The organism is Geomicrobium sp. JSM 1781026, from assembly GCF_041949955.1.
Lineage (GTDB): Bacteria > Bacillota > Bacilli > Bacillales > Marinococcaceae > Geomicrobium_A.
Map to the genome: position 1 here is coordinate 401,140 of NZ_JBHFQF010000002.1, position 20,665 is coordinate 421,804.

Genomic DNA, 20,665 nt, shown 5'->3' on the forward strand with positions numbered 1-20,665 from the left:
GGGACGTGTGCTTTTTCAATGGGAACGAAACAGGTGTTTCTTAGGCAACTGTCGGCATGTCATGATGAGAACCATTGGTTTGCTTGTCTGCAGCAATCGCTAATGGGTGTGACAGAGGAGCAGGCAAATTGGAAAGAATCGACGTCGAGCCATAGTATTCATCAAATCGTCAATCATCTAATTACGTTCAACGGGCGGTGTTTGGACCGTTTCAATGGCGAACCGGTGCCACCGATCGAGGGACGTAATGATGACACATTTCTGAGTGGGGATGACTTGGATTGGGACGTGTCGGTCGCGACATTGACGACGATTATGGACGATTGGCTCCTTAGAATTCAAGGCACAACCGACCGGGATTGGGAACGAAATATTCATGACCGCACGTCGGAAACGTGGGGGATGATGTTTACGAACATGATGCTTCACACGAGCTATCACATCGGGCAAATTGTTCATATCCGAAAACAACAAAATGCATGGGATGTAGAGGAAGAAATCTACTGACGACCTGCGAAAAGGCGCGGGTCTTTTTTTTATGAGCAGAAATATACATCATATTGGAGGTGTATGCAATGGAACGGAATTGGAACAAAAAAGACGAACAGTTAAAGAAGTTTACGCAAAATAACGACGGCGAAGAAATGGCATCCAATGAAGGAACGAAAATATCGAACGACGAGAATACATTAAAGGCGGGTGAGCGCGGACCTACGCTTCATGAGGATTTTCTTTTTCAAGAAAAGCTTGGGCATTTTGATCGGGAACGTATACCAGAACGTGTCGTACACGCCCGTGGATACGGTGCCCACGGGGAATTTCGGTTGTACAAATCGTTGGCGCATTTAACGAAAGCCTCCTTCTTGCAAGACCCAAACAAGGTTACACCTGTATTCGTGCGCTTCTCACAGGTGGCAGGTTCAAGGGGCGCCAACGAGACCAATCGAGATGTACGGGGATTTGCGGCAAAGTTCTATACCGAGGAAGGAAACTTCGACCTCGTCGGAAACAACATTCCTGTTTTCTTTATTCAAGATAGCATTAAGTTTCCGGACTTGATTCATGCGGTGAAGCCGGAGCCGCACAATGAGATTCCGCAAGGGCAGACGGCGCACGATACATTTTGGGATTTCATCGGCAGCAATACGGAGTCGGCACACATGATGATGTGGATCATGTCGGATCGCACGATTCCCCGAAGTTTTCGAATGATGGAAGGGTTTGGGGTGCACACGTTTCGTCTAGTGAACCGTGAGGGCACGTCCCATTTTGTGAAGTTTCACTGGAAACCGGTTCTCGGTGCGCATTCATTGACGTGGGATGAGGCGCAAAAGATTGGCGGAGCCGACCCAGATTACCATCGTAGAGATTTATGGGAAAATATTGAGATGGGCAATTTTGCGGAGTATGAACTGGGAATTCAAGTGATTGCGGAAGATGATGAGTTTATGTTTGATTTTGATATTTTGGATGCCACGAAATTATGGCCAGAGGAAGAAGTACCTGTGCAAATCATCGGGAAGATGACCTTGAATCGCAATGTGGATAATGTGTTTGCAGAGACGGAGCAGATTGCGCTCCACCCAGGACAAATTGTACCGGGCATTGATTTTTCTAATGATCCGTTGTTACAAGGGAGAATTTTCTCGTATGCCGACACGCAACTTTACCGGGTCGGGACGAACTATCAGGAGTTGCCGATCAACCGTCCGGTCTGCCCGATCCATAATAATCAACGGGATGGGCAAGGCAGGATTACGATTAACCGGGGGCAAGTCGCCTACCATAAAAATTCGTTGGCGGACAATACGCCATCGGAAGTACCGCCAGAAGAAGGCGGGTTCAGCACATATCGTTCCACGGTAAAAGGCTTCAAAGAACGAAAAACAGCGCCGAGTTTCAAAGACCATTATTCTCAAGCTCGCCTATTTTGGAACAGTATGAGTCCTGTTGAAAAGGATCACATCATTGAGGCGTTTTCCTTTGAGCTCGGGAAAGTGAAAACACCGTATGTCAGGCAGCATGTGGTGGATATGTTAGGAAGAATCTCTTCAGAGTTAGCGGCAATCGTTGCAAAAGAAGTGGCTGTGAATCGACCGAAAGAGAAACAGGTTGATGTGACAGAATCATCGCCAGCACTGAGCCTCATGAATCAAGTGCGGTATCCGAACACACTCAAAGTCGGGGTCATCATTGACAAAGGATTTGCCGGCTCTTTGACTGAAGGCATCATCGCACAGCTCGAAGAGGCTGAACTGATTCCTGTCTTTATCGGTGAAGAACTCGGAGACGTTCAAGGCACAGACGGGGTGAGTGTATCAATTGATGACACGTTCTTAACGGGGTCTCCACTTTTATATGACGGTCTACTCGTCGTTGGCGGCAAAGAGCCGAGCCGCTACTTTGAGCGCAAAGCCCGGACATTCATTCGCGATACGTACAATCATTTCAAGCCAATCGGGGCTCTCGGTCAAGGAGCGGAAATTGTCGGTTCGACGGGCATTAGCGGCAAGCCAGGTGTACTGGTCGACGAGGATGACACGAACTTCGCGGACGACTTTATTTCAGCGATGGCAACGATGCGCTTTTGGGAGCGCGTGTACCGAAAAGCGTAGGTTGCAGAATGTGTGTGCACCGTTAAGCTGAGAGATACTGCCCGAACGCTCAACAATGATGTTGAGCGTTCGGGCTTCTCGTGCGAACAGCAGTAAAGCGAGTGAGTGCGGGGGAAGCATGCCGAGCAGGGGATATTAGTAGTGTAAGGTTCGCAACGGCATGAGAGGACCAGAATATGGGAACGTAAAGCCGAAACGGGGTAGGTATCGGCATTAGAGTACCAGAATGTGGGAACGTAAGACCGAAACGAAGTTGGTAGTGGTGTTTGAGTACCAGAATGTGGGAATGTAAAGCCGAAACGGGGTAGGTATCGGCATCGGAGTATCGGAATATGGGAACGTGAGGCCGAAGTGGGGTTTGTATCGGCGTTTGAGTACCAAAATATGGAAGTGTAATGCCGAAACGAGCTTCATAACGGCATCGGAGTACCAAAATATGGGAACGTAAAGCCGAACCGGGGTTGGTAATGGCAATGGAGTACCAGAATATGGGAGCGTAAGGTCGAAACGAAGTTCATGGCGGTATCTAAATACCAGAATGTGGAAAAATACCGATACGAGAAAGACCTCCTTGGTAACATCCTAATGCCTGTCCAGTCTGCCTCTATGTGACTTTTATTCAGAGTACCTTTATATATGCAGTAGGGAAACAGCCGAAACCTTTAGTATATATAACAATCGCCACCTCCGGTGACGAAGCAAAACCGACCAGTCATGTCAATACCCGTGCGAGTCCCTCAATCTTGGTTAATATTACAATGAAGGGTGATTGTTAAGTGAGAGGACCCGAATATTTATCGAGGTTGTTCTATGCTTCTGCAGTAGTTAAAAAACGATAAGTCATACAATTATAATTTTTAAGAATATATGATATTATAAAAGTGGGATTTAATGCTTATGTGGAATAGAGTCGTAATACATTGATTAATGAGGGGCATGGTATCAACTCCAACATCAGAGTAAATCTATATCTATTGAGGTGGGGTGATTCTACATGTACAAAATAGTGAGCGCTTCTATACTCGCACTTGTTGCAGCATTTGTATATTTAGGCACGTATTTAATTGGATTCGTGCAAATTGGGCTTTCACAAGGTAGCCCTATGGGTGTTGAGCGGTCAATTGAAATTACAAACGACCATTTTGGGTATTTGTTCACGACCGGAATTGTGATCGGGATTATAGCTCTACTTCTTTTCCTATGGGGCATCGTCGATGAAGTCTTGAGTATTCGGTCTAAATAGCGATATGAGTTGGACAAAAGAAAATTACAGAACGCGATTATCTCGATCGCTCTTTCACGGGTAAACGCCTAGCAAGTGTATGCCTAAGCTCGTTTTGTTTCACTTCGACAGTCTCAGTGCTGATCGTTGATCGGCACTGAGATGGTAGCGAGTATAAAGACATGAACGTTGATCATAACTTGGCGCAAGCACCGTTACGATCTCTGCCTCTTTTAGGTGACAATCTAGCTGTGAAACAGGTCACTATAAGGGCTCGACTGTCACGTATATTTCGTTTTGTTGTAGTTGACTGCATATATGTGTCGATCGATTTTAAAAGGATAGTTTTCTTTGCCCAAGTGCCCCATAAATTAACTAATGAGGCACTTGGGCCTCTTCGGTACAATTCGTTGCTAGTGCCCTATCACTTCGTTCCTGCGAGGGGTGTCTGTGCGGAACAAAATTGAGAGCCATAGGATTTTCGTTCCGGCTAGAGGGTCTGTGCGGAACAAAAGTGAGAGCCGTGGGATTTTCGTTCCAGCTAGGGCGTCTGTGCGACACGAAACGTAGAACCCGCGTTATTAGGTTCCGGCGCGGAGGCAGCTGTGCTACACGAATGTGCATAGCGACCTTGCTCACCTGCCTTTGAGATCGTCTGTTGTCGTCTGACGGAGCGTCTAAAATAGCAAAAAGCCGTTGGGTTATATTTTTTCAAAAGGTAGTAAGCACGCAGTGGCTCGCACTCTAGGTGCAAAAGAAAAAGGACGTGACTATAACGATGTCGACGTCCTTTTTCTTTTTAGTTATGATGGTCCAAGCCGATTTATCTCGGGTCTGTTGCTGGATTAATGAATTGCGTGAGGCCTACGTCTTGGACGTTCATGTTGAGGTCGTCGCCACTCATGTGATGACCTGTGTCTGTTTCTCCTTTAGGTGCACAAGCTGACAGCATCATGAGTAATGCAGGCCGGCTACACGGCTCTTTCATGTTATTCTCATCCGTTTAGAGATAACTTTCCCTGAAACGTAAAGGCTATACGAAGCGTTATTTCTGTTTGTCTATTTCTTGCTGAACGACTGCTGCAAGATCGGTATTGCCAAACATCATGAGTACACCGAGCACGGTTTCATTAGCGATGGGTTCAGCTTCTTCTTTTGGCACTGCGAGTGCAAAGGTTTGTAGATGTTCTGGATGAATTTCTTGTTGTGGATAAGCCTCTTTATAAAGTGCTTGTGGATCGAGGTCGTGGTTCGTACACCACTGTGAAAAAACAAGAATCATGACGTTTTCATCTTGCTTGAAGTTTTCAACTACTTGTTTCTCGATCTCATTCATAGGATCACTCTTCCGTTTTTATTTCGATTTCGAGATATTTTCATGGATGACTTAAACCTTGCGTGTTATACTAGAGATGGAAAGGAGTTTACTATGATGTTTAATGAAAATCAAGAGCGTTCGCTAAAGTTATTTGTTGTTCTTACGAGAGCGCTTGAATCAATAAAGAAGAAAGTGGAAATTGATATACGTTCGCACGGTTTAAACCCTACGGAGTTTGCCGTCATTGAGCTTTTATATAATAAAGGGGATCAACCCGTCCAAAAAATCGGGGAAAAGGTATTAATTGCGAGCAGCTCCATAACGTACGTTGTTGATAAGCTTGAAAAACGAGGGTTCACCGAGCGAAGACCGTGTCCGAGTGACCGAAGAATCACATACGTCACGTTAACGGAAGCTGGGAAAACCTTTATGGATGAGTCTTTTCCATGCCATGTTGAGGCCATTGAAACCATTATGGAAGGGCTGTCAGCATCGGAAAAAGACGAAGTGATTCAACTGCTCAAAAAGCTTGGAGGACACGCCAAAAATCTTTCTTAAAAAAAATTCCTTGACGTTTCATTGGATTCTTTGATACGATTATCTCGAATTAAAGATAAACGAATCGGAGTTTTTTTCGTTTATTATCTCGAATTCATACTAAATGAATTCATTTAATGCAAATAACCGAGTTCGGTTTGGTTATATTATTCGTAGGAGGTGCCTTAGCTTGAGTATGCACACGAAAGGTATACACCACATCACTGCGATTGTTGGAAAACCTCAAGAAAACGTCGACTTTTATGCAGGTGTTTTAGGGTTACGCTTGGTGAAGAAGACGATAAACTTTGATGATCCTGGGACGTATCATCTTTACTTTGGAGATGATCAAGGAAGTCCAGGAACGATTATGACATTCTTTCCTTGGCCAAATGCGATGCAAGGGCGGATTGGTGGCGGGCAAGTGGGAACGACAGACTTTGCCATCCCGCCGCGAACGATGGATTTTTGGAAAAAGCGATTAGAGAAATTTGACATTGACTACGAGGAAGTGAGTCGACTCGGGGAGACGCACTTGGCGTTTACCGATCCTCATGGTTTACAACTCACACTTGTTGAACAAGAAAGTGGCAGGAATAATCCGTGGCCATTTAATGGTGTGTCGGATATTGAAGCGATAAAAGGATTTGCAGGTGCCACGCTTCTGTCGGTCAATCCGAATGAAACGGCACAATTGCTCGAACAAACGATGGGTTACGAAAAAATGACTGAAGATGATGAGTGGATTCGCTTTACGTCCACAGGAGACATTGGAAACACGATTGACCTAAAAAAAGAAAACGTCGGGCCGGGTCGGATGGGTGTTGGCATGGTGCATCATATTGCATTTCGGGCAAAAGATGATGACGACCAACTCAAGTGGCAGTCCCATGTCGCCGATGCAGGTTATCAAGTGACTCCGGTTCAAGACCGACAGTATTTCAATGCGATTTACTTCAGAGAACACGGACAGATTCTTTTTGAAATCGCGACAGACCCACCAGGCTTTGCTCATGATGAATCGTATAAAACAATGGGTGAGCAGCTCAAGTTACCCGAGTGGTATGAGCCAAAAAGAGAACAGATCGAGTCGCAACTGCATCCCGCCGAAGTTCGGACAATCAATCACCTTAATTCCGATTAGGAGGTGTGAAGGAGAATACGCATGGGTTTTTTAGCACGATTATTCGGGAAAGAAACGATAGAACCAGAAAAAAAGGAGACAGATAACATGGTAAAAGTAGCCGTCGTATATTACAGCTCAACAGGAACAAATTACAAAATGGCCAACTGGGCAAAAGATGCAGCAGAGGCTGAAGGTGCAGAAGTAAAGCTCGTCAAAGTTCCTGAGCTCGCACCAATGGAAGCAATCGAGTCGAACCCTGCCTGGAAAGCTCATTATGAAGCAACGAAAGATGTTCCAGATGCAAAAATTGATGATCTTGATTGGGCAGACGCAATCATTTGGAGTGTACCGACACGCTTTGGTAACGTTCCTGGTCAAGTGAAACAGTTCATCGACCAAGCCGGTGGCCTATGGGCGCAAGGAAAACTCGTAAACAAAGTCGTTAGTGCAATGAGCTCCGCGCAAAACGCACACGGTGGTCAAGAAGCAACTGTGCTTGCGCTATACAAAACCATGTTCCACTGGGGAGCGATTGTTGCAGCGCCAGGGTATTCAGATCCAGTCACGTTCGAGTCTGGTGGAAACCCATACGGAACAAGTGCAACTGTGGATGGCGAAGGAAACATTCAAGAAAACAAATTGGATGAAGCAATTGCTAACCAAGCAAAGCGGACTGTAGCTGTAGCTAAAGCCGTTACGTCAGGCATGTAATACGAACTGCCCGAAAAGACGATTCCCTCGCCTTTTCGGGCAGTTTTTCGTTTTTTTGCTGGAATCGTATCATAGAGAGGTGGGGTCGTGCACCATCCCCGCCCGCGTACATACGTAATGCCTACCGATCATACACTCATAAAGGGTATTCTTTATACACACACGAAATTTAATGATAGAATTTACAAAAAAGGAGGACCTGATGGAAAGTTATCAGAGCAAGTTCTTTAAGCTTGTGCTCCGGCTTTCACGCAGAAAGCAATTTTGGCAAAAGACAGGCGAGGAACTGGAACGGGGCATTCAGACGAGACGGTTGTTAGAATTTGAACCGCCAGGTGTCATCGTGCAAGAGTTGGATGTGGAAAAGCATGAACAGGACGGGCACTTCTATTACGTTATTCAACCGAAAGAACAAACGAGTGATCTGCACATTTTCTACTTGCACGGCGGGGCGTATGTAAATCGCATTACATCGCAACATTGGCATTTTTTAGCACGAATTGTAGAGGCGCTAGGGTGCAAGATCACGGTGCCGTTGTACCCACTTGCACCCGAGCATACGTTTGATGAGACGTATGATTTCGTGTTGCCGATTTACAATGAGCAAAATCCGCAAGTGATTATGGGAGACTCAGCAGGTGGGGGCATGGCATTGTCACTGTGCCAGTACTTGAAAGAACAGCAATTGCCGCAACCGGAGAAGGTGATTATGATCTCACCGTGGCTCGATATGACGATGGAGAATCCGGGGATTAAGAAGGTGGATCGGTTCGATCCGTTTCTGGCACTTCCGGGAGTGATTGAAGCCGGCGAGATGTATGCGGGAGATACGGAACGGACGGACTACCGACTGAGTCCGATGTTTGGCGATTTGCATGTAGATGCGGAGATGACGGTATTGATGGGGACGCACGACATTCTCGTGCCGGATGCGCGGAAGTTCGTTGAGAAAGCAAAGTCTGAAGGTGTGGATATTCACTACATTGAGGCGCCGAAAATGGTGCACATCTATCCGATTTTCAACTTCCCAGAAGCATTAAAGGCGACAGAGCAGATTATCGACGTATTAAAAGAAGCACCGAAAGCCCATTCCTAGCGTGCGCGAATGGGCTAATCTCCAGTTATAGTTTGCGGACGTGGATCGCTTCGACGGCGTGACCTTCGCCTTTACGTAAAATCAAATCTGCGCGGTTTTTCGTCGGCAGGATATTTTCGAGCAAGTTCACCCGGTTCGTCTGCTTCCAAATGCGATCGGCGACTTCTGACGCTTCCTCATCACTCAAGTCCGCATATTTATTAAAGTACGATTCCGCGTTTTGGAAGGCGGTTTGACGAAGCAATTGAAAACGATGTTTGTACCAATGCTCGATCATCTCTTCCTCAGCATCGATATACATCGCATAATCGAAAAAATCGGAGATGAACGTTTTTGTCTGATTCTTTTCTAATTTAGGAGGTTGCAAGACGTTAATTCCTTCGACGATGACGACGTCAGGTTGGTGTAACGTCTGTTGTTCGTGTTCCAACACATTGTATTTCATATGTGAATAGAGCGGTGCTTGTACCGTCTCTTGTCCTGACTTTAAGTTGGAGAGAAAACGGAACAGATACGCAACATCGAAACTTTCTGGAAATCCTTTTTTCGTCATGATGCCGAGTTCTTCCAACTTTTCATTCGGATAGAGAAAGCCGTCGGTTGTGACGAGTTCAACCCGCGGTTGATTCGGCCATTGTGCGATAAGGTTATGAAGAATTCTTGCTGTTGTGCTTTTTCCAACAGCAACACTCCCGGCAATACCGATAATAAAAGGCACTTTCTTCGTTTGCTGTTGCAAAAATGTATTCGTATCTCGGTGCAATTCTTGTGATTTCATATAATGCAGACGTAACAAATGGGACAAGGGTACATAGATGTCATCAATTTCAGTAAGTGATAACTGCTCGTTTAACCCTTGCAACTCCGTTAAGTCAACGTGATCCAACGAAATGCCGTTTTTTTTACGAAAATCTGACCATAGGTTGCGGTCAAACGATAAGTATGGGGAAAAGTGCGTTGCATTCACAGCAAGACCTCGCTTTTTGTGTATGTGCTTTCATTCAATTGAATCTTACAACATTCGACAGCAGTTGAAAAGGAGAGAATCTTCCTATGGTTTATTTACGAGAAATTCGAGAAGATGATTTACACGGTTTGTATGAGTCGTGCCAAGATCCAACGATCCTTCACCTGACCGGTACGCAGCGGACCTTTACGATGCAAGAAGTCCAACAAGCGTATGCGCAGTTTGATATGGATACGAGCCGCCGTGACTTTGCGATTTGTCACGAAACCGATGGTCAACTCATCGGCGATGTAACAATTATGGATATTGACGAGACGAATCAGTCTGCCCATCTTAGAATTTCCCTTCATCACGAAAAATGGTTTGGCAAAGGGTACGGAACGAAAGCTGTGCAGCTTGTACTAGCCGTTGTGTTCCAAGAACTGCAACTGAACCGACTCGAGCTCGAAGTGTTCTCACATAATGAAAGGGCAATCAGGACTTACGAGAAAGCAGGGTTTACACATGAAGGAACACGTCGACAAGCATTGAACCTGAACAATACGTATTATGACCAGCATTTAATGAGCATGTTAGCTGAAGAATATGCTACATAAAGGAGAGAGTAGAATGGACTATGTAATTATTGGCGGCGGCATAGTCGGTGTAAGCGTCGCCTATGCATTACAACAGGCTGAACCTGGCGCAAGCGTTCAGATAATTGAAAAAGAAACAGAGCTCGCTCGTCATCAGACCGGGCATAACAGCGGCGTCATTCATTCTGGCATCTATTACACGCCGGGAAGCTACAAAGCAAAATTCGCGCGCGCCGGTAGTGAGTCGATGCGCGCGTTTTGCGAAACGCATCACATTGACGTCGACATTTGCGGCAAAGTAATCGTTGCCACCGACGAGGACGAACTGCCGCGGTTGGAGCGTCTTTATGAACGAGGCTTAGAAAACGGTTTAGCTGTCGAGAAACTGGGTGCCGACCAACTTCGCAAAATCGAGCCACACGTAAATGGCCTCGCTGCGATCAGAGTACCGACAGCAGGCATCGTCAACTATACAGAAGTGACAAACAAACTTGCTGAACTCTTTCAAGAAAACGGGGGGATTGTTACGCTTTCAGAAACGGTGAGCGCCATCGACGAGACGAGAGAGCGTGTCGTTGTTACGACCGACAAACAATCTGTGGAGGCGCGGTACGTAGTGAATTGTGCCGGGTTGCAAAGCGACCGAGTGGCGCGTATGGCAGGGATTCATCTTGATATGAAAATTGTGCCGTTTCGCGGGGAATACTACAAGTTAAAAGCATCGCGGCGTGACCTTGTCCGCCACCTCGTCTATCCGGTGCCTGATCCTGATTTCCCGTTTCTCGGTGTCCACTTCACGCGGATGATTGATGGTGAAGTCGAAGCCGGCCCAAATGCAGTGTTATCGTTCAAACGCGAAGGGTATCGTAAGACGGATATTCGCCTTAAAGATCTCGGGGAAGTGCTGGCGTACCCAGGCTTTCTAAAAATTGCGCGTAAGTATATGAAAACGGGGGTTGGCGAGATGGTCCGTTCCTATAGCAAACCCCACTTCGTAAAAAGCTTGCAACGGCTCGTCCCAGCAGTGACCGCATCAGACCTTGAGCCTGCGCCGAGTGGCGTGCGAGCACAAGCACTTACCGTTGATGGGAAGATGGTCGATGACTTTCACCTCGTGACCGGCAAACGTTCGTTGCACGTCGTAAATGCGCCCTCACCAGCGGCAACAGCTTCTCTAGAAATCGGAAAAGAAGTGGCGAGGCGGATGTTGGCGCGAAGGGAACGGTAATTGTACTTTTGCTCCGGATAGCAAATGAACCTGGTTTAAAGCAGGTACTTTCATGCTGAGAATCCAAGTTTATTTGGAATGAAATTCATTAATTTTTGGATGTCAGGTCCATATGTTAAGGAGAGGAACGAAAATATAGGTGATGATAATCTCCTTTTAAGATATTGGAGGTTGCCATGAAAAAGCTGTTTCTATTATCTTTAGTTTTTTTATTGTACGGGTGTGGGTATGATTTAAATAGTGCAATTGGAAATGGTGATGTTATCGATCGTCATGGGAATTTAAAAAATCTATATAAGTTGGAGAATTTTATTGTTGATATGAATAGCGATAAAGAGTCTTCTCTAAGGGTAACGCAATTTACTGAAGAAGGTGATCCGATACTTATAGATTTATCATATGACCTAGATAATGGCTTACTTATGGAATATGATTCTTCAAGAGATGACTATTCAAATCTTGAACCTTTTTCAACGCAATGTCATTCAATTGAACATGTAGTAGATGGTTATTACATTTCAGGATGCAATGAAATAGATGAAATTCGACTGGTATATTACATGAATTGAGTTGTTAGTAGCAATCAAAATATCTTGATATATATAGCAAATGAAAATAATTTAGAAAGTGATAATTATTCAATAGGAAGCAGGGTAGAAGTCTATCAACTTTAAATTACGTTAATTAGTAAGGAGAGGAACAATGGCAGAACCATTAAAAGATATGTACGATCACGAGTTTTTAGCGTCTTTTGCACAACGGGTTAGCACTGTAGACGCTGAGTTCCATCCGGAAGCATTTCTGGCGGATATCTTCATAACAGAGTGGGACGACTATTCCTTGCTCACCCGCATGAGGCACATTGCTCGGGTGTTAGGAGAGCATCTTTCGGGAACATTTGAGGAAGCGTGTGACACGTTAGCTCGAATCGACGATACGTGCGAAGGCGGCCGTTATCTTTTTTTTCCAGAGTTCATTGCGATTTATGGTATGGACGATTGGGCGTTGTCGATGCGGATGCTCGAGCGTTGGACGAAACTCTCAACGGCGGAGTTTGCGGTCCGGCCGTTTATTTTGAAGGATCCCGAATACATGCTCGCTCAGATGTACAAGTGGGCGCAAGATCAGGACGAGCACGTGCGCAGACTCGCGAGTGAGGGAACACGTCCCCGGTTGCCGTGGGGGAAATCGTTACCGATGTTTATCGAAGACCCGGCGAGCACAAACCAAATTCTTGAAACGCTCAAAGCCGACCCGTCTCTCTATGTGAGGAGAAGTGTGGCCAACCACTTGAATGATATCTCGAAGGATCATCCAGAATACGTGTTGCGAGTTGCGGCGGCGTGGCAAGGGGAGCACAAGGATACGGATTGGGTGATTCGCCATGCGTGTCGGACGCTGTTGCGGCGCTCGATCCCGGAAGCGTTCGAGCTCTTTGGGTATAGCGATCGTCGTCTCGCACAAAACGCGTATATCCGTGTCGAGCCAGCGGAAGTAGCGATTGGTGATGACGTAACCGTTCACTATGGGTTTGAAGCAACAGACGAAGCAAAGTTACGGGTGGAGTACGCCATTGATTTTGTGAAGGCACGAGGGAAAACATCGCAAAAAAAGTTTTTATTAACGGACTCGACGATTCAAGGGGGGACTGGAGTCGAGCGGGTGCGCACTCACAGCTTTAAAGATTTATCCACACGCAAGCATTACACGGGGGACCATCGGTTCACGTTGTTTATCAATGGGGTTGAGGTCGCAGAGACATCACTGAGAATAATTTTCAATTAAGGGTTGACTTATAATGGAACATACCATAATATAGTAAGTGACATTGATATTCATTATCAATTAGCTTAATGAGAAGGCGTCATAGGCAAAAACCCGATGATGTTTTGCTCTCAACATCCCCTTTATGCAATACCTACTTTGCAGCGTGCCTCGGCTGGGCACGCTGCACTTTTTTTGTGTGAAGGAAGCGAGTTCAAATAAGGTTTATATAAGTTGAACGAAAGAATTTCTTCAAGGCCCAATGTAAGCTTGTTGAAGTGGAAACTGTGCTCGAGTTTCGATTGATCTGTTCTCAAGTTGAGAAAAATTGCAGCAAAAGCAGTCTATCCTCATAAACTAGGGAACAAAATGGACAAACACGGTAACAGATTACCGGGTCACGTGTACAATCCCCGCCCCGAAGTACCCACAAGACGTCGGCGCGAGCCGCGCCGAACCGAGTTCGGTTTTGTGTCGGCCCCGCTGGGGCCGACAAGTCGTTGGCACTGGAGCTTGGAATCTGCGCTCTAGTTGGGACAAACTGCGATCAAGTTTGGAGAAAACAGCACTAATTTCGTTGAAATGAGCAAACTGGAGCACAGATAGGGAAAACTCGAGCGCAGAACGGTCGTTCGTCTTGCCTGCATCCCCTGCGGCAACGGGTTCAATGAACCCTCCTTTGCATTTCCGCGGCAAAAACCTAGCATCCTGTCGGCGCGAGCCGCGCCGAACCCGAACCGGTTTCGTTTCGGCCCCGCTGGGGCCGACAAGTCGTTGGCACTTCAGCTCGGTATCTGCGCTCTAGTTGGGACAAACTGCGATCAAGTTTGGAGAAAGCAGCACTAATTTCGTTAAAATGAGCAAACTGGAGCGCAGATAGGGAAAACTCGAGCGCAGAACGGTCGTTCGTCTTGCCTGCATCCCCTGCGGCAACGGGTTCAGAAAACCCTCCTTTGCCCTGTACATTTTGTATTGAATACCCGCATCTTCTCCCGAGCACAATAGGAATGAAGGGAGAGGTGTGGGATGGAATTATATGATGTGATTATTATCGGAGGCGGCATTGCCGGACTGCAAGCGTCCATTCAACTCGGGCGCTATGACCGACGGGTGCTCGTCTTAGACCGAGGACAAGGGCGCTCAACCCGATGCTTGAAATACCGCAACATTCTCGGGTGGCCAGAGGGGGTGAGTGGCAAAGACCTTCGCCAGATTGGCATCGAGCAAGCGGAGGCGTTAGGGGTGAAATACGTGACGGAAAACGTCACCAACGTTCACCGGCATAGTCCTGAACGATTCCAAATCGCTACCGAGAATGGCAACACGTTCGAAGCGCGCCGACTGCTGTTTGCAACGGGTGTGTCCGACCAGAACCCGTTTCCCCAACTCGAGCCATGCTTCGGATTGAGCGTGTACATTTGCCCGGACTGCGACGGACACGAAGTCGAAAACGAACCCACACTCATCCTCGGCTCCGGAAAAGCTGGCGTCCATATGGCCGAGCGCCTTCACCGGTGGACGGGCGACCTCACATACATTAACCACGAGAAAGAACCGATTAGACAGCAAGATCAACAGAAATTAAAGGACCTTAACGTCACTTATATTGAAGAAAGCATTTTACGTCCTCTAGTTGAGGATCGTCAGTTTCAAGGTGTTGAATTGCAGAACGGGAATACGTTAGAAGCGTCCCATGCCTTCATCGCCTTCGGGTCTATCGATGTGCACTCCGATTTAGCTAGGAAGCTTGGGGCAGAACGGATGGAGAATGGCCACTTGATTACGAATGCTAGAACGAAAATGACGAATGTAGATCACATTTGGGCGGCAGGTGACGTTGGTGTGCATGCTGAACAAGTCACGATCGCGATGGGCGAAGGCACGCTTGCGGCTGTTTGGATTGAGAAATCGTTCGGAGAACGATAAAAATCGTATCATAGCTCGGCTATGATACGATTGTGGACCGATTAGCGGTTTTCGACTTGTGCGCGAAACTCATCAAAGTTCGGCGCGTTGTCTGAGTTGAAATTCGTGGATAGTTCAGTCAGTTTTAGCCACAACACTTGGCGCAAATCGTCTCGTTCATCTGGGGACGTTTGCAGTAAGCATTTGCGGATTTTTGGCTCAAAATCGTGAATCAATTCATCCAATTTCTTTCTCTGAATCATTCTCTTCACTCACTCTCTGTATTAATAGTTGCTCTAATCGTTCGAGGCGACGTTCAAACCGAAATAAAAGGTAAAAGGAAATGACGACAGGAAAACCATAGTTGGCAAATAGTTCAACAAACGTGGTTAGCTCAAACATCACGCTCACCTTCATCCATCACCTTACGCAAATGACGGATGGTGAGTAAGCGCATTCTAGACACCGCCTGTTGACTGACTTTCATTTGTTCCGCAATTTCTTTGTTGCTTTGCCCGTGCTTATAGTAACCGATGAGAATTTGTTGCTGACTGGGTGTTAGTTTCTTAAGTGCTTCTGATAACTTCGGATCTGCACTCCACGAGGTCACATCTTCGGATTCAAATACGTGACCATAGTCTTCATAATACGGTGTGCCTGAACCTAATAGGTTGTCCAAAATAAGTGGTTGGTCTTCGCCGGTTTTGCGGCGTTTTTGATCATAGTCAACCGCCGTCCAGTGTAACGACTTTGACAAATAAGCGGTTAACTGAACATTGGCATAGAAACTTTTAAACATGCGGTTGAGTTGCTTCTGATTTTCTTCAGAAGGTTGACAGATACTGCGAATGAAAACCGAACGCGCCCCGGGGTCATTTAAGAACTGCTTGATAATCGGCTGCTCAAACAATTCACGATTTTTGTGAATAAATGCTTTCATCTGCGGGCATTCGGTTTCCAGCTTTTCAAGTTGAACATGCATAGAACTCACCCCTCCCTGCTTGTATATGACAAAAAGAGTAAATTGGTGTGGGTTGTACAACAAAAAGGGGAACATTAGTTCTTATATCATAACGGATAACCGAACACATTGTCCAATGTTGAAAATAATTATTGACACATTATAGATATTGCTGTATTGTATTAAGAATAACATTTCGCGCATCACAAATCGCTGAATCTGATAGCGAAGCTGACACAGCATATTTTTAATAAGTAGTAAATAATGAATATTCCGACAAAATATGACGTTTTGCATAGCTCGAATTAGGGAATAGGATATTCATGGAAAAAGAGGGGTGCGCATAGAACAGTTATAGAGAGAATAAAAGAGGTGAGAAAAGATGAGAATGGGAACACTCCTATTGATCATCGCCGGAATGCTTCTGTCCATTTCGTTCTTAGTATTTGGTGTACTAACGAATGCAGAAGTGACGAGCATCGTAGCTCAAGTCATTGGCTTTTCTGGCATGGTCTTCACATTGTTATACGGTTTACTCATTACACGTACAGCAACTCAAACGACCGAAAGATAAAAAACCCGCGCCGCCTGCGGGTTTTTTGTTTTTAATTTTGATGAATGGCGTACAAGGAAACGTGCCGATTTCGGTGAAGCAGTTCTTTTTCCTTCACCATTCCAGCGCGGGTTGCAACGTTCACCGACCGTGCGTGACGCTCATCAATCAACGACACAATTCTCGGAACATCCAACGTCTCCAACGCGAAGCGCAGGCAGGCCCGGGCGGCTTCACTCGCATACCCATTCCCCCACTCCGCTTTGACGAACAAATACCCCATTTCTACTTCTACATGACCATCAATTCGGTGGGGCACAATGCCGCATTGACCGAGAAAGCGCCCGTCTTCTTCGTGCTCGACGACCCACATCCCGATATTGTATTTTCGGTAATTCTCAAGTGTCCAATCGAGCCAAGACGACGCGTCAGGTGTTTTGCCAGCATAATAGTGCATCGAATCGGTGTCTTCAAAGATGCGTGCTAATGATAAGTGATCGTCTGTCGTCATCTTGCGCACGTGTAACCGTTCTGTTCGTGTAATTGTCTCCATCAAAACCTCCTGCTGTCCTGCTATTATGAGGCATTGAGGAGACGATGTAAATTTACGCGGAGACGTTCATCTGTGTTGTCGTGTCTTGCTTCACGCGCTTGATGTTCACTTTCATGAGAATGGCCGCAAACAGCGCAACGGCAAGCAAGATCGTGAACAATACGAACGCAGAGGTGAATTCTCCTGTACGCTCAAACGTCATTGAAACAGCCGTTGGACCCGCAATTCCTGCCATCGCCCAAGCGGTCAGTGTGTAGCCGTGAATGGCGCCAAGTTGCTTCGTACCGAACAAGTCTCCGATAAATGCAGGCAAGCACGCAAATCCACCACCATAACACGTCATAATGAGATAAAGCAGAATCGAGAACATCACTTCATTCGTCGTAAACGGCAGGGCAATAAACGCGCCGAGCTGAATGACGAAGAAGACAATATACATATTCGCTCGCCCGATATAATCGGAAAAACTTGCCCAACCAATACGGCCAATGCCGTTAAAGAAGCCCATCACCCCGACAACGGTCGCTGCAAATGCACTTGAAGCGCCGGTGATCGTCTCGGTCATGTTGGCCGCTACCGCAAGCAGCATGATCCCCGCAGAGATATTAATGAACATCATGACCCACAACAAATAAAAACGCATCGTTTTGAGCGACTCATTCGCCGTCAATTGAGCCAAGTCGGTCGCCGCCGTACGTGGTTTCTCTTTCTCAGAGTCCGTTTGCATATTGGCTGGTTTCCAACCTTCTGGTGGCGGCGCCAAATAACTCGCGCCAGCAATCATAAGGACAAAGTATAAAGAACCCAATATGTAAAACGTTGATGCAATCGAAACATTGTTCATCAGAAACTCCGCCAACGGACTCGTAATAAGAGCCCCTGAACCAAAACCGAGCACCGCCATACCTGTTGCGAGCCCGCGCCTGTCTGGGAACCACTTCACGAGTGTCGATACCGGCGCAATGTAACCAATCCCTAAACCAATCCCGCCAATTACACCATAAAAAGTAACAAACATTGCGAAATTTTCGATTTGAATTGAGAAACCCGCACCGATCGTTCCTAAACCAAAGAGCAGCGCAGAAATAAGCCCCGATTTCCTCGGACCATTTCGCTCAACAAACTTGCCCATAAACGCCGCCGACATCCCAAGAAAAAATATCGCCACCGTAAAAGCAACCGTAACAGACGTGATACTCCAGCCTACAGAATCATTGATCGGATTCTGATACACACTGTACGCATACACAGAGCCAATCGACAAATGAAGCGCAATCGCAGAGATTGCAATCAACCAACGATTTCGGTTTGCCTGCACACTAAAACCTCCTAAATATTAACGCAATTTCAACCACTATCGTAAATCGTTTACGTGCGGATGTACAGAGAAAACCCTTACTCATGTGAGCGCAGAGGGAGGGGTGGGGTGTGTGGTCTAGATCGTAAGACCTGCGATCTAGATTGCAGGTCTCCTGGATATTTTCAGAAGACACCTGGTTTTTTGGTTGGTGGGGATTCTGCGCTCTAGTTTGCTCTTTTTTACTAATTTAGCGACGATTTCGCAAAACTTGCGCGCAGATTCTCAGGGGAAGAGTGCCGACGACATGTCGGCCCCAGCGGTGCCGAAGCTAAACCGGTCTGGGTTCGGCGCGGCTCGTGCTGATGGCAATTTGGATCTTGGTTCCGTGGGACGGAGCTCATTCTGTTACCTAGTTTAGAGAATCTGTACTCGAGTTGTGCGTAAGTTTCCGTTGAGCGGAAAAAGTGAGGAAGCTGGGGCACAGATGGGCGCAACTAGGTAACAGTTTGGAGGCAGAACCGAGCCGAAACACCCGCTGACGCATATCGGCACGTCGGGTCTGGGCGTTTTGGCGTGGCATTCTGCGCTCCAGCTACCTTACAATTGCACTACATAGAAAAAGCGATCTATGGTGATTTTTTCAGGTGGAAAAAATATTTGCGCTCTGATTATAATTAACGAGAGGAGTGACAGTGATGAAAATTAGCAGTCAAGGCTTTGTTCTTGAATACATAAAACAGTTAGCAAGTGAAAATAAAGATTTGCATAACGAACTACAGCTCTATCGATCGGCTTTGGAACATTCTTATGAGGGCGTCATTGTTGTTGACCATAATGGAATTATTATTTCGGTCAATGAAACGTATGCGGCATTTATTAACCAAACTGCAGATGATGTTCGTGGTAAGCATGTAACTGAAGTTGTAGAAAACACCCGCATGCATATTGTTGCTAAGACTGGCTATCCAGAGATTGCAAACGTTCAAGAGATTAATGGCCATCATATGATCGCCAATCGTATCCCCATTATTATTGGCAACAAAATCGTTGCCGTCGTTGGTAAGATCATGTTTCAAGATTTAGATGATCTTTTTAAGATGAACTCGCAATTTCGTGACTTCTTAAAGACGAAACTCTATGAATCTCCGAATGAGCAGTTAAAGGCGAAATATAGTTTCCATAGAATCGTGGGAAGTGACCAGCAAATTGACAAAACGCGGAAATTAGCGATGAAAGCGGCGAAGACAGATACAACCATACTAATCGAAGGTGAAAGTGGTACGGGAAAAGAGTTGTTTGCCCATGCCATTCATCGAGAAAGTAAACGTTCATTGGGTCCTTTCGTTCAGCTTCATTGTGCGGCGATTCCTGAGACGTTATTTGAATCTGAATTGTTTGGATATAAGGAAGGATCATTCACTGGAGCAAAACAAAGTGGCAAAATCGGAAAAATTGCACTAGCGCATAGGGGAACTTTATTTTTGGATGAAGTGAGTGAAATGCCTTTAGCGATGCAAGTGAAGTTACTTCGGGTTTTACAGGAAAAAGAAATTGAACCGGTTGGTGGCATCGCCCCTGAGCCTGTTGATGTTCGTATCATTGCTGCTACGAATCGATCATTGGAGGAGCTCGTAAAGAAAGGAAGTTTCCGAGCGGATTTATATTATCGTCTACACGTAATGCCCATCCATATCCCATCACTAAGGAATCGCCTTCATGATTTTGGAACCCTTGCCCATTCTTTATTAAGGGAGCTTGAGCAAGAGATGGGAATTGCAGTTGCTGGGCTAACAAGACAAGCCGAAGAGAAATTAAAATCGCACACGTGGCCTGGGAATATACGTGAGTTGAGAAATGTACTAGAACGGGCGATGATTCGTAAGGAAGATGAATGGATTGAAACGAACGACCTTAGCTTTTCAGCGATTCTTTCTGAAGAAGACACAGATGAAGAAACATTGCAAACAGCGATTGAGAAAGAGGAACGACGCAAGATCATTGCGGCGCTTGCGAAAGAAAATGGGGATGCAACAAAAGCGGCTTCAAGTTTAGGAATTGGTAAATCAAGCTTTTATGCAAAACGTTCGAAACATAACATTCCATAAATCAGGAAAATTTTCCGGAATTATGGAATGTGAAAGGTGTCCATGCTTAGAAACCCTTGATTTCTTGACATTTAATAATTGGCACACTTATTGCATTAGTATTATGTAATCGCTTTCAATTTTGGATGA

At 46.0% G+C, this 20,665-nt stretch carries 23 protein-coding genes; 14 read left to right on the forward strand and 9 right to left on the reverse strand.

What is annotated here, in order from left to right:
- The first annotated feature begins 18 nt into the window (after nucleotides 1-18).
- From ACE1TF_RS04940 to ACE1TF_RS04950, 3 genes are all read left to right on the forward strand, one after another.
- Complete coding sequence (locus ACE1TF_RS04940) at nucleotides 19-507, forward strand: DinB family protein (protein ID WP_375014779.1); 489 nt, start codon at nucleotides 19-21, stop codon at nucleotides 505-507.
- Between the two features lie 68 nt (nucleotides 508-575).
- The gene (locus tag ACE1TF_RS04945; protein WP_375014781.1) at nucleotides 576-2,615 is read left to right on the forward strand and encodes a catalase; all 2,040 of its coding nucleotides are present in this window, start codon (nucleotides 576-578) and stop codon (nucleotides 2,613-2,615) included.
- Nucleotides 2,616-3,609: 994 nt separating this feature from the next.
- Entirely contained in the window at nucleotides 3,610-3,858 is a 249-nt protein-coding gene (locus tag ACE1TF_RS04950) for a hypothetical protein (RefSeq protein ID WP_375014783.1), read from the forward strand.
- An 802-nt stretch (nucleotides 3,859-4,660) separates the two neighbouring features.
- Here ACE1TF_RS04950 and ACE1TF_RS04955 read toward each other — a convergent pair.
- Both ACE1TF_RS04955 and ACE1TF_RS04960 read right to left on the reverse strand, forming a co-directional pair.
- Nucleotides 4,661-4,825 (reverse strand): hypothetical protein, encoded by a 165-nt coding sequence (locus ACE1TF_RS04955; RefSeq protein ID WP_375014785.1) that lies wholly within the window; start codon nucleotides 4,823-4,825, stop codon nucleotides 4,661-4,663.
- A gap of 57 nt (nucleotides 4,826-4,882) precedes the next feature.
- Complete coding sequence (locus tag ACE1TF_RS04960; protein ID WP_375014787.1) at nucleotides 4,883-5,173, reverse strand: hypothetical protein; 291 nt, start codon at nucleotides 5,171-5,173, stop codon at nucleotides 4,883-4,885.
- Between the two features lie 96 nt (nucleotides 5,174-5,269).
- Between ACE1TF_RS04960 and ACE1TF_RS04965 the strand changes: the two genes are divergently transcribed.
- The 4 genes from ACE1TF_RS04965 (at nucleotide 5,270) to ACE1TF_RS04980 (ending at nucleotide 8,625) form a co-directional block, all read left to right on the forward strand.
- Nucleotides 5,270-5,713: a MarR family winged helix-turn-helix transcriptional regulator gene (locus ACE1TF_RS04965; RefSeq protein ID WP_375014789.1), complete on the forward strand. Its 444-nt coding sequence runs from the start codon at nucleotides 5,270-5,272 to the stop codon at nucleotides 5,711-5,713.
- Nucleotides 5,714-5,888: 175 nt separating this feature from the next.
- Complete coding sequence (locus ACE1TF_RS04970) at nucleotides 5,889-6,836, forward strand: ring-cleaving dioxygenase (protein ID WP_375014925.1); 948 nt, start codon at nucleotides 5,889-5,891, stop codon at nucleotides 6,834-6,836.
- A 21-nt stretch (nucleotides 6,837-6,857) separates the two neighbouring features.
- Complete coding sequence (gene wrbA, locus ACE1TF_RS04975; RefSeq protein WP_375014791.1) at nucleotides 6,858-7,529, forward strand: NAD(P)H:quinone oxidoreductase; 672 nt, start codon at nucleotides 6,858-6,860, stop codon at nucleotides 7,527-7,529.
- A gap of 202 nt (nucleotides 7,530-7,731) precedes the next feature.
- On the forward strand, nucleotides 7,732-8,625 hold the full coding sequence (locus ACE1TF_RS04980) for an alpha/beta hydrolase fold domain-containing protein (RefSeq protein ID WP_375014793.1): 894 nt from the start codon (nucleotides 7,732-7,734) through the stop codon (nucleotides 8,623-8,625).
- A gap of 25 nt (nucleotides 8,626-8,650) precedes the next feature.
- Here ACE1TF_RS04980 and coaA read toward each other — a convergent pair whose 3' ends face one another.
- Nucleotides 8,651-9,592, reverse strand: a complete 942-nt coding sequence (gene coaA, locus ACE1TF_RS04985; protein WP_375014795.1) for a type I pantothenate kinase — start codon at nucleotides 9,590-9,592, stop codon at nucleotides 8,651-8,653.
- Between the two features lie 86 nt (nucleotides 9,593-9,678).
- Here coaA and ACE1TF_RS04990 point away from each other — a divergent pair, with 86 nt between their 5' ends.
- From ACE1TF_RS04990 to ACE1TF_RS05005, 4 genes are all read left to right on the forward strand, one after another.
- Nucleotides 9,679-10,188 (forward strand): GNAT family N-acetyltransferase, encoded by a 510-nt coding sequence (locus ACE1TF_RS04990; protein ID WP_375014797.1) that lies wholly within the window; start codon nucleotides 9,679-9,681, stop codon nucleotides 10,186-10,188.
- Nucleotides 10,189-10,201: 13 nt separating this feature from the next.
- Nucleotides 10,202-11,395, forward strand: a complete 1,194-nt coding sequence (lhgO, locus tag ACE1TF_RS04995) for an L-2-hydroxyglutarate oxidase (RefSeq protein ID WP_375014799.1) — start codon at nucleotides 10,202-10,204, stop codon at nucleotides 11,393-11,395.
- Nucleotides 11,396-11,571: 176 nt separating this feature from the next.
- Nucleotides 11,572-11,964 (forward strand): DUF4362 domain-containing protein, encoded by a 393-nt coding sequence (locus ACE1TF_RS05000; protein WP_375014801.1) that lies wholly within the window; start codon nucleotides 11,572-11,574, stop codon nucleotides 11,962-11,964.
- A gap of 133 nt (nucleotides 11,965-12,097) precedes the next feature.
- Nucleotides 12,098-13,180, forward strand: a complete 1,083-nt coding sequence (locus ACE1TF_RS05005) for a DNA alkylation repair protein (RefSeq protein ID WP_375014803.1) — start codon at nucleotides 12,098-12,100, stop codon at nucleotides 13,178-13,180.
- A gap of 369 nt (nucleotides 13,181-13,549) precedes the next feature.
- On the opposite strand, the gene ACE1TF_RS05010 is transcribed toward ACE1TF_RS05005, so the two are convergent.
- The gene (locus tag ACE1TF_RS05010; RefSeq protein ID WP_375014805.1) at nucleotides 13,550-13,855 is read right to left on the reverse strand and encodes a hypothetical protein; all 306 of its coding nucleotides are present in this window, start codon (nucleotides 13,853-13,855) and stop codon (nucleotides 13,550-13,552) included.
- Nucleotides 13,856-14,185: 330 nt separating this feature from the next.
- On the opposite strand from ACE1TF_RS05010, the gene ACE1TF_RS05015 reads away from it, so the two are divergent.
- Nucleotides 14,186-15,085, forward strand: coding sequence for an NAD(P)/FAD-dependent oxidoreductase (locus ACE1TF_RS05015; RefSeq protein WP_375014807.1), 900 nt, complete (start codon nucleotides 14,186-14,188; stop codon nucleotides 15,083-15,085).
- A 41-nt stretch (nucleotides 15,086-15,126) separates the two neighbouring features.
- On the opposite strand, the gene ACE1TF_RS05020 is transcribed toward ACE1TF_RS05015, so the two are convergent.
- From ACE1TF_RS05020 to ACE1TF_RS05030, 3 genes are read right to left on the reverse strand one after another with little or no spacing between them, the layout of a single operon-like run.
- Nucleotides 15,127-15,327 (reverse strand): hypothetical protein, encoded by a 201-nt coding sequence (locus ACE1TF_RS05020; RefSeq protein WP_042403867.1) that lies wholly within the window; start codon nucleotides 15,325-15,327, stop codon nucleotides 15,127-15,129.
- Nucleotides 15,302-15,466 carry a YvrJ family protein gene (locus ACE1TF_RS05025; protein ID WP_152550220.1) on the reverse strand — a complete coding sequence of 55 codons (165 nt, stop codon included), beginning with the start codon at nucleotides 15,464-15,466 and terminating at the stop codon, nucleotides 15,302-15,304. Before ACE1TF_RS05025 ends, ACE1TF_RS05020 begins: the two co-directional genes overlap by 26 nt.
- Nucleotides 15,459-16,046, reverse strand: coding sequence for a sigma-70 family RNA polymerase sigma factor (locus ACE1TF_RS05030; RefSeq protein ID WP_042403869.1), 588 nt, complete (start codon nucleotides 16,044-16,046; stop codon nucleotides 15,459-15,461). Before ACE1TF_RS05030 ends, ACE1TF_RS05025 begins: the two co-directional genes overlap by 8 nt.
- Nucleotides 16,047-16,407: 361 nt before the next feature.
- Between ACE1TF_RS05030 and ACE1TF_RS05035 the strand changes: the two genes are divergently transcribed.
- The gene (locus tag ACE1TF_RS05035) at nucleotides 16,408-16,599 is read left to right on the forward strand and encodes a hypothetical protein (protein WP_375014810.1); all 192 of its coding nucleotides are present in this window, start codon (nucleotides 16,408-16,410) and stop codon (nucleotides 16,597-16,599) included.
- 31 nt (nucleotides 16,600-16,630) lie between these two features.
- On the opposite strand, the gene ACE1TF_RS05040 is transcribed toward ACE1TF_RS05035, so the two are convergent.
- Nucleotides 16,631-17,131, reverse strand: a complete 501-nt coding sequence (locus ACE1TF_RS05040) for a GNAT family N-acetyltransferase (protein ID WP_375014812.1) — start codon at nucleotides 17,129-17,131, stop codon at nucleotides 16,631-16,633.
- Nucleotides 17,132-17,183: 52 nt separating this feature from the next.
- Complete coding sequence (locus ACE1TF_RS05045; protein ID WP_375014814.1) at nucleotides 17,184-18,449, reverse strand: L-lactate MFS transporter; 1,266 nt, start codon at nucleotides 18,447-18,449, stop codon at nucleotides 17,184-17,186.
- 677 nt (nucleotides 18,450-19,126) lie between these two features.
- Here ACE1TF_RS05045 and ACE1TF_RS05050 point away from each other — a divergent pair.
- A complete protein-coding gene (locus ACE1TF_RS05050) occupies nucleotides 19,127-20,536 on the forward strand; it encodes a sigma-54 interaction domain-containing protein (protein WP_375014816.1) in 1,410 nt (469 codons plus the stop codon).
- Nucleotides 20,537-20,665: the final 129 nt, after the last annotated feature.